Source organism: Streptomyces sp. NPDC057654 (assembly GCF_042800135.1).
Taxonomy (GTDB): domain Bacteria; phylum Actinomycetota; class Actinomycetes; order Streptomycetales; family Streptomycetaceae; genus Streptomyces.
Window position 1 is genome coordinate 1 of the sequence record NZ_JBHVHQ010000475.1, and the last position, 6555, is coordinate 6555.

At 70.2% G+C, this 6555-nt stretch carries 7 protein-coding genes; 2 read left to right on the forward strand and 5 right to left on the reverse strand.

The features are described 5' to 3' along the window. Together ACFU99_RS28220 and ACFU99_RS28225 are read right to left on the reverse strand one after the other, a co-directional pair. A partial coding sequence (locus ACFU99_RS28220; RefSeq protein WP_384397229.1) for an ATP-binding cassette domain-containing protein occupies positions 1-431 on the reverse strand: 431 nt, incomplete at its 3' end. Continuing rightward, positions 428-1501 (reverse strand): sugar ABC transporter substrate-binding protein, encoded by a 1074-nt coding sequence (locus ACFU99_RS28225; RefSeq protein ID WP_384397232.1) that lies wholly within the window; start codon positions 1499-1501, stop codon positions 428-430. The genes ACFU99_RS28220 and ACFU99_RS28225, both read right to left, overlap by 4 nt. A gap of 188 nt (positions 1502-1689) precedes the next feature. Here ACFU99_RS28225 and ACFU99_RS28230 point away from each other — a divergent pair, with 188 nt between their 5' ends. Next, a complete protein-coding gene (locus tag ACFU99_RS28230) occupies positions 1690-2397 on the forward strand; it encodes a FadR/GntR family transcriptional regulator (protein WP_384397235.1) in 708 nt (235 codons plus the stop codon). Between the two features lie 108 nt (positions 2398-2505). On the opposite strand, the gene ACFU99_RS28235 is transcribed toward ACFU99_RS28230, so the two are convergent. Genes ACFU99_RS28235 through ACFU99_RS28245 form a run of 3 tightly spaced genes read right to left on the reverse strand, consistent with a single transcriptional unit; the run spans position 2506 to position 6145 of the window. Continuing rightward, on the reverse strand, positions 2506-3834 hold the full coding sequence (locus ACFU99_RS28235; protein WP_384397239.1) for a M20/M25/M40 family metallo-hydrolase: 1329 nt from the start codon (positions 3832-3834) through the stop codon (positions 2506-2508). Further along, positions 3831-5195 (reverse strand): cytosine permease, encoded by a 1365-nt coding sequence (locus ACFU99_RS28240; protein WP_384397243.1) that lies wholly within the window; start codon positions 5193-5195, stop codon positions 3831-3833. The genes ACFU99_RS28235 and ACFU99_RS28240 overlap by 4 nt, the downstream gene beginning before the upstream one ends. Further along, positions 5195-6145 carry a DUF1177 domain-containing protein gene (locus ACFU99_RS28245; RefSeq protein ID WP_384397246.1) on the reverse strand — a complete coding sequence of 317 codons (951 nt, stop codon included), beginning with the start codon at positions 6143-6145 and terminating at the stop codon, positions 5195-5197. Before ACFU99_RS28245 ends, ACFU99_RS28240 begins: the two co-directional genes overlap by 1 nt. A gap of 133 nt (positions 6146-6278) precedes the next feature. On the opposite strand from ACFU99_RS28245, the gene ACFU99_RS28250 reads away from it, so the two are divergent. Next, positions 6279-6555 (forward strand): helix-turn-helix domain-containing protein (locus ACFU99_RS28250; RefSeq protein ID WP_384397249.1); only part of this gene is annotated, 277 nt, incomplete at its 3' end.

The window sequence follows — 6555 nt, forward strand, 5'->3', positions numbered from 1 at the left end:
GTGCGGGCGTCGGGGTCCACCCGGACGTCCCAGGCGTCGAGGAGCGCGGCGGCCTCGGTGCGGAGCCTGCGCCAGTTGATGACGGAGCGCCGGGTCGGCTGACGGTTGATGAAGAGGTTCTCGGCGACGGTGAGTTCGGGCACGACGGTGGGCTTCTGGTAGACGCAGGCCACCTTGGCGCGCCAGGCGTCGCGGTCGGAGAGCGGCGGCGCGCTCTCGCCGTCGAAGGAGATGGTCCCCTCGTCCGGCGGCTGAAGGCCGGTCAGGATCGATACGAGGGTGGACTTCCCGGCGCCGTTGCGGCCGACCAGGGCGTGTGATTCGCCGGGCAGTACGGTCAGCCGGCCGTCGCGCAGGGCGGTGGTGGGTCCGTAGCGCTTGGTGATGCCGGTGGCCTCGACGAGGGGGCGCGGGGCGGTGTCGGTGCTCATTTCGCCGCGTTCACCGTGTTGCCCCACAGCTTCTTGTCGTCCACGTTCGCCTTGGTGACCAGCGGGGTGGGCAGCTGGTCCTCCAGGGTGCCGCTGGGCAGCTTGACGATCGTGGAGTCGTGGTCGGTGGGGCCGGGCTTGAAGGCCTTACCGGCCATGGCGGCCTTGATGTAGTACATGCCGTACTTGGCGTAGGCGTCGGCGGGCTGGGAGAGGGTGGCGTCGATCTCGCCCTTGCGGATCGCGTCGAATTCCTGCGGGATGCCGTCGTTGGAGACGATGGTGATGTGGCCGCTCGTGCCGGCCTTCTTGAGCATGCCCTTGCTCTTGAGGGTCTGGAGGGTGGGGGCGAGGTAGACGCCGCCCGCCTGCATATAGATGCCCTTGATGTCGGGGTTGGAGTTGAGCAGGGTATCGAGCTTGGAGGCCGCGGTGTCGGACTCCCATTTGGCGGGGATCTCCAACACCTTGACCTTGGGGTATTTCTGCTTCATGCAGGTGCGGAACGCCTCGGAGCGCTCCCGGCCGTTGACCGAGGCGAGGTCGCCCATGATCTGCACGACCTTGCCGGAGGACTGCTGCTTGCCGAGGTATTCGCAGGCCCGCGTCCCGTAGGCAACGTTGTCGGCGCGTACGACCATGGCGACCTTGCCCTTCTCGGGGGCGACGTCGACGGCGACGACGGGGACGCCCTTGCGGTCGGCCTGGTCGAGTCCGGCGGCGATGGCGGCGCTGTCGAGGGGGGCGACGACGAGACCGTGCACGCCCTGGTTGAGCTGGTTGTTGATGTCGGTGATCTGCTGGGCCGAGTCGCTGTTGGAGTTGACGGTCTTGAGCGCGTCGACGCTCTCGGCCTTGGCCATCTTGGGCACGTAGTCGTTGTAGGACTGCCAGAACGGCGAGGTCAGCAGCGGCACGATCACTCCGACCTTGCCGTCGCCGCCCTTGCCGCCCCCGCCGGACGCGGTGTCCTTCGTGCTGCCGCACGCCGTGAGCGCCAGCGCGGCGCAGGCCGCCGCCGCCATCGCGCGCACGGTCCGCGTGCTCAACCTCGCCTGCCTACCGGTCATCTGACGGCTCCTCACCAAGGACGGCGCTGGGTCGCGGCCCGGTAGCCGGGACCGGCCGCGCCGAATATTTATCAGACCTCTTGGCCAGCACAACACCCCTCGGACCGCGATTTCCGCGACTTGAAGGAGTATTGGTCCGATCACTTGCGTGGGTAGACTGCCGCGACACGGACGCCGGGAGGGGAACCATGGAGGACACCACGCCCCCCAAGGGGACAGTGACGCAGCGCGCGATCGAGCAGATCAAGGCGATGATCGCGGACGGCCGGCTGGAGGCCGGGCAGCGGCTGCCCACCGAGCGCGACTTCGCGGCCCAGCTGGGCATCTCCCGCTCCTCGATGCGGGAGGCGATCCGCGCGCTGACCGTCCTCGGCGTGCTCCAGGCCCGGCACGGCTCGGGGATCTACGTCACCCGGCTGGAGACCGGCGACCTGCTGGAGACCTTCGGGGTGGTGGCGCAGATCTCCCGCGGTCCGCGGCTGGTGGAGCTGATGGAGGTGCGACGCATCCTGGAGTCCACGGCGACCGCGCTGGCCGCGGCCCGGATCACCGACGAGCAGCTCGACACCGTGGCGGAGCACCTCCAGGCGATGAACGCGACCGAGGACCCGGAGGAGATCCTCGCCGCCGATCTGGCCTTCCACCGGGCGATCTGTCTGGCGGCGGGCAACGACTCGCTGGCCGCGATCGTGGAGGGCCTCTCCTCGCGCACCTTCAGGGCCCGGGTGTGGCGCGGCTACCAGCAGGAGGGCGCGTACGACCGTACGCGCAAGGAGCACGCCCGTATCCACCGGGCGCTGGTGGACCGCGATCCGGAGGCGGCCCGGGTGGCGGCGGCGGCACACGTCGGCGAGGTGGAGGAGTGGCTGCGCGCCCAACTGGACCCGACAGCATGAGCGTTAAGGGCCTGGGCGCGCAGGCGGTTCCGGGCATGCGCGACGCCCCCGCGGAGGAGTAGGCGCGGGGGCGTGCGGTCTTGGGGTGTCATGAGGCGTGATGCCTCGTCAGCAGGTCTGCCACAGCCGCGTCATGACGCGGACTCCGAAGCGCAGGCCCTCCAGCGGAACCCGCTCGTCCACGCCGTGGAAGAGGCGGCCGTAGTCGAGGTCGTGCGGCAGCTTGAGGCCCTTGAAGCCGAAGCAGCGGATGCCGAGCTTGCTGAACGCCTTCGCGTCCGTACCGCCGGGGTTGCAGTAGGGCACGGGGTGGCCGTCGGGGTCCTCGGCGCGTACGGCCGCGCACATCGCGTCGACGAGGGGGCCCTCGAAGGGGGTCTCCATGCCGATGTCGTGGTTGACCCACTCGCGGCCGACCGAGGGCAGCAGCAGTTCGTCGATGGTGTCGATGAGCTCCTGCTCGTGGCCGGGCAGGAAGCGGCCGTCGACGCGGGCGGTGGCCTTGCCGGGGATCACATTGGTCTGGTAACCGGCCTGGAACATGGTCGGGTTGGCCGAGTTGCGGAGGACGACCTGCATGAAGTCGGCGACCGGGCCGAGCTTGGCGAGGCTGCCCTCGATGTCGTTCTCGTCGAAGTCGACGCCGTAGAGGCGGGCGGCCTCGGTGAGCAGCTCGCGGACCGGCTCGATCAGGCGGATGGGGAAGGTGTGGCGGCCGATGCGGGTGAGGGATTCGGCGAGGTCGGTGACGGCGTTCTCGTCGTTGGGCGAGGAGCCGTGCCCGGCCCGGCCGCTCGCGGTGAGCTCCATCCAGGCCATGCCGCGCTGCGCGTTCTCGATCGGATAGAGGCGGCGGTCGTCGTCGATGGCGAAGGAGAAGCCGCCGCCCTCGCCGATCGCCTCGGTGACGCCCTCGAACAGCTCGGGCCGGTGCTCGACGAGCCAGTGGCCGCCGAACTTGCCGCCCGCCTCCTCGTCCGCGAGGAACGCCAGCACCAGGTCGCGGGAGGGGACCGTGCCCGTACGGGCGAAGTGCCGGGCGGTGGCGAGCATCACCGCGACAGTGTCCTTCATGTCGATCGCGCCGCGGCCCCACAGATAGCCGTCGCGGATCTCGCCGGAGAACGGCGGCACCTGCCATTCGGCGGCGTCGGCCGGTACGACGTCGAGGTGGCCGTGGACGAGGAGGGCGCCGCGCTCGGGGTCGCTTCCCGCGATCCGGGCGATGACGCTGGCCCGGCCTGGGGCGCTCTCGATCAGCTCGGAGTCGATGCCGGCCTCGGCGAGCTTGCCGCGGACCCAGTCGGCGCAGGCGCGCTCGTCGCTGGTGGGGTTGGAGGTGTCGAACCGGATCAGCTCCCGGCAGAGGTCGACGACCTCCTCCTCGGCGGGGCCGGGCCGCGCGCCGGGGGTGTGCTGGGTGTCGGTGGTGTTCATGCCGCTCCCATGGGGGTTGCTTCGCGGGCGTCGGGAAGGCTGGTGTCCCCGTCGTCCAGGGTGGAGGTGCCGTAGCTCTTGATCCAGCCGAGGCCGCCGAGTACGCAGTACAGGACGAAGGCGGTGAGCAGGGAGTTCAGCGCGGGGATGCCGGCGGTGACGAACTTGCCGACGCAGAACGCGGCGGCCCAGATCACCAGGGACATCGGCACCCAGGTGGGCGCGGACGCGGGCAGCGTCTCGGCGTCGCGGGTGGCGTCCAGGGGCTTGCGCATCCGCCGCACCACCCAGTATTCGGCCACGATGATGCCGCCGATGGGCGGGATCGCGACGCCGAGCGTGGAGAGGAACTCGGTGAAGTGGGCCATGACCCCGATCGCGGAGAGCACGGTGCCGACGATGCCGAGTCCGACGGTGACGACGCCGCGGTGCAGCCGCTTGCCGAAGACGACCTGGAAGAAGTTGACGATGCCGAGGGAGGAGCCGTACAGGTTCCAGTCGTTGATCTTCGCGGTGGACAGGATGACCACGATCGCGCCGACCGCGCCGGAGGTGGAGAGCACGATGTGGGTGACGTCGCTGCTCTTGACCAGGTGGCCGAGGAGCACGCCGATCATGCCGACGATGTACTCGGAGAGGATCATGGAGGAGGCGCTCTGCACGAAGACGTGCGAGCCCTTCTTGTTGTAGCGCGTCATCTCGGGGGCGACGATCGCGCCGGTCATATAGCCGCCGGCGATGGCGGTGGCGGCGACCGCGAGCGGCAGGTGCTCGCCCGGCGGCGGGGCGCTGATCAGCTCGGAGACCGAGTGGTGCATGAGCGTGGTGGTGACGGACCAGGCGATCAGCGCGAAGAAGAGCGGGGTGGCGATCTTCGCGAGCAGCGCCATGTACTTGAAGCCGAAGATCACCAGGGCGGTGATGGCGACGCCCGCGACGGCGCACCACAGCGCGGACGGGCCGCCGACCAGGGCGGCGACGCTGTTGCCGAAGATCGTGTTCTGGACGCCGAACCAGCCCACCAGGCTGACCGCGATGACGAGGCTGACCAGCGCGGAGCCGTTGCGGCCGAAGCCGATCCAGCGGGTGAGCAGCGGGGTGGCGAGGCCCTCGCGCATGCCGGCCAGGCCGATGGCGAAGATCACGATCTCCAGGATGACCGCGCCGAGCGTGAAGGCGAGGAACGCCTTGCCGAAGGTCATGCCGACGCCGATGGTGGCGCCCAGGGTGAACTGGGAGAGCGAGCCGGACTGGCCCAGCCACTGGAGCAGCATGGTCCAGAAGCCGAATCGCTCGGAGCGCGGGACGCGGGACAGCGCGTAGTCGTCGCTGCCCACCGCCTTCGTTTCGGTGACTGCCATCAGGACTCCTGTGCTCTGCCGAGGGTCTGGAGGTGTGCGAGGGACCCGTAGCGGCCCACGAGGTTGTCGAACTCCACCTCGTCGTGGAAGTCCAGCCGCCCGTCGCCGTACGCCTTGGCGACCTCGATCGCGTACCGGGCGGCGGTGGCGATGTCGCTCTCGTGGCTGGCGCCCGTGGCGCAGCCCGGGACGGCGGCGGCCGAGGTGATCGCGAGCCCCACGACGGGGGCGGCGGTGGCCGTGGCGGGCTGAAGAATCGAATTGATGTGATGTACACCGTTACCGTACGGCGTAATGTCCTGAGTCGTCACGGGATAGGTGACCAGGGGCTCGCCGGAGACGACGGCCAGCAGCTCGCCGAGCTGGTCGGCGACGCGCAGCACCCAGCCCTCCTTGACGGTGGGCGACAGCGCGAGGCCCCGGTGGTTGATGATGCGGTTGCCCTTGGTGGTGTCGATGGACAGGACCGCGTCCATCTCGTCCGTGACCTCGTGCCGGTTCATGGTCGCGATGTCGACGGGCGAGCCCATGAACGGCACCGGGTCGTGCGGCTCGGTGGGCGCGCTGGGGCAGATGTGGGTGGCCACGATCACGTCACCCGGCAGGGTGTCGCCGCGGCGCCGCATGTCGAGGAGCTTGGCGGCGGCGGCGATGGCCGAGGCGGCGCCGTCGGCGTCGGAGACCATGCCGGTGATCTCCGGGCGGGCGCCGACGCCGCCGAGGCGGCCGACGACGCCGAGGGTGCGGGCGCTGCCGCCGCCGCTGCGGCCCGCGGTGCCGGGGATGCGGACGAGCACGAAGTCGGTGGAGCCCCGCTCGCCCTGGACGGTGGTGACCTGCGCGCCCGAGCCTTCGGGGCCGGCGACGGTGTCGAGGTAGTCCACGACGTGCTTGCCGGAGGCCATGGGGTCGTCCAGGAGGTCCACGACATCCAGCACATACTTCAACATCAGCCGCTTCTTTCACTGTTCCGGGCGGGGGTGTTCCCAGCAGATTGAGGTGGGATAGCGTTGAACGCAAGAGTTTCCCGTTATCTGCAATCGAGGTCTGCATGGTGAGATACCCGAAGGGGGCGGACCGGCGATGACCGACCACGCGGACCGCCGGACCCCGCCCGGCCTGCTCCAGACCGTCGACCGGGCGCTGCTCGTCCTGCTCGCCTTCGAGCGGACCCGCCCGGACTGGGGGGTGACCGAGGTCGCCGAGGAGTTCGGCTGGGACACCTCGGTCGCGCAGCGGCTGCTGGCGACGCTGGCCGGGCGCGGCTTCCTGGTCTCGGACCCGGCCACCCGGCGGTACCGGATCGGCCCGGCCGTGCTGCGGCTGGGGCGGCTGTGGGAGCGGTCGGGGACGCTGGAGC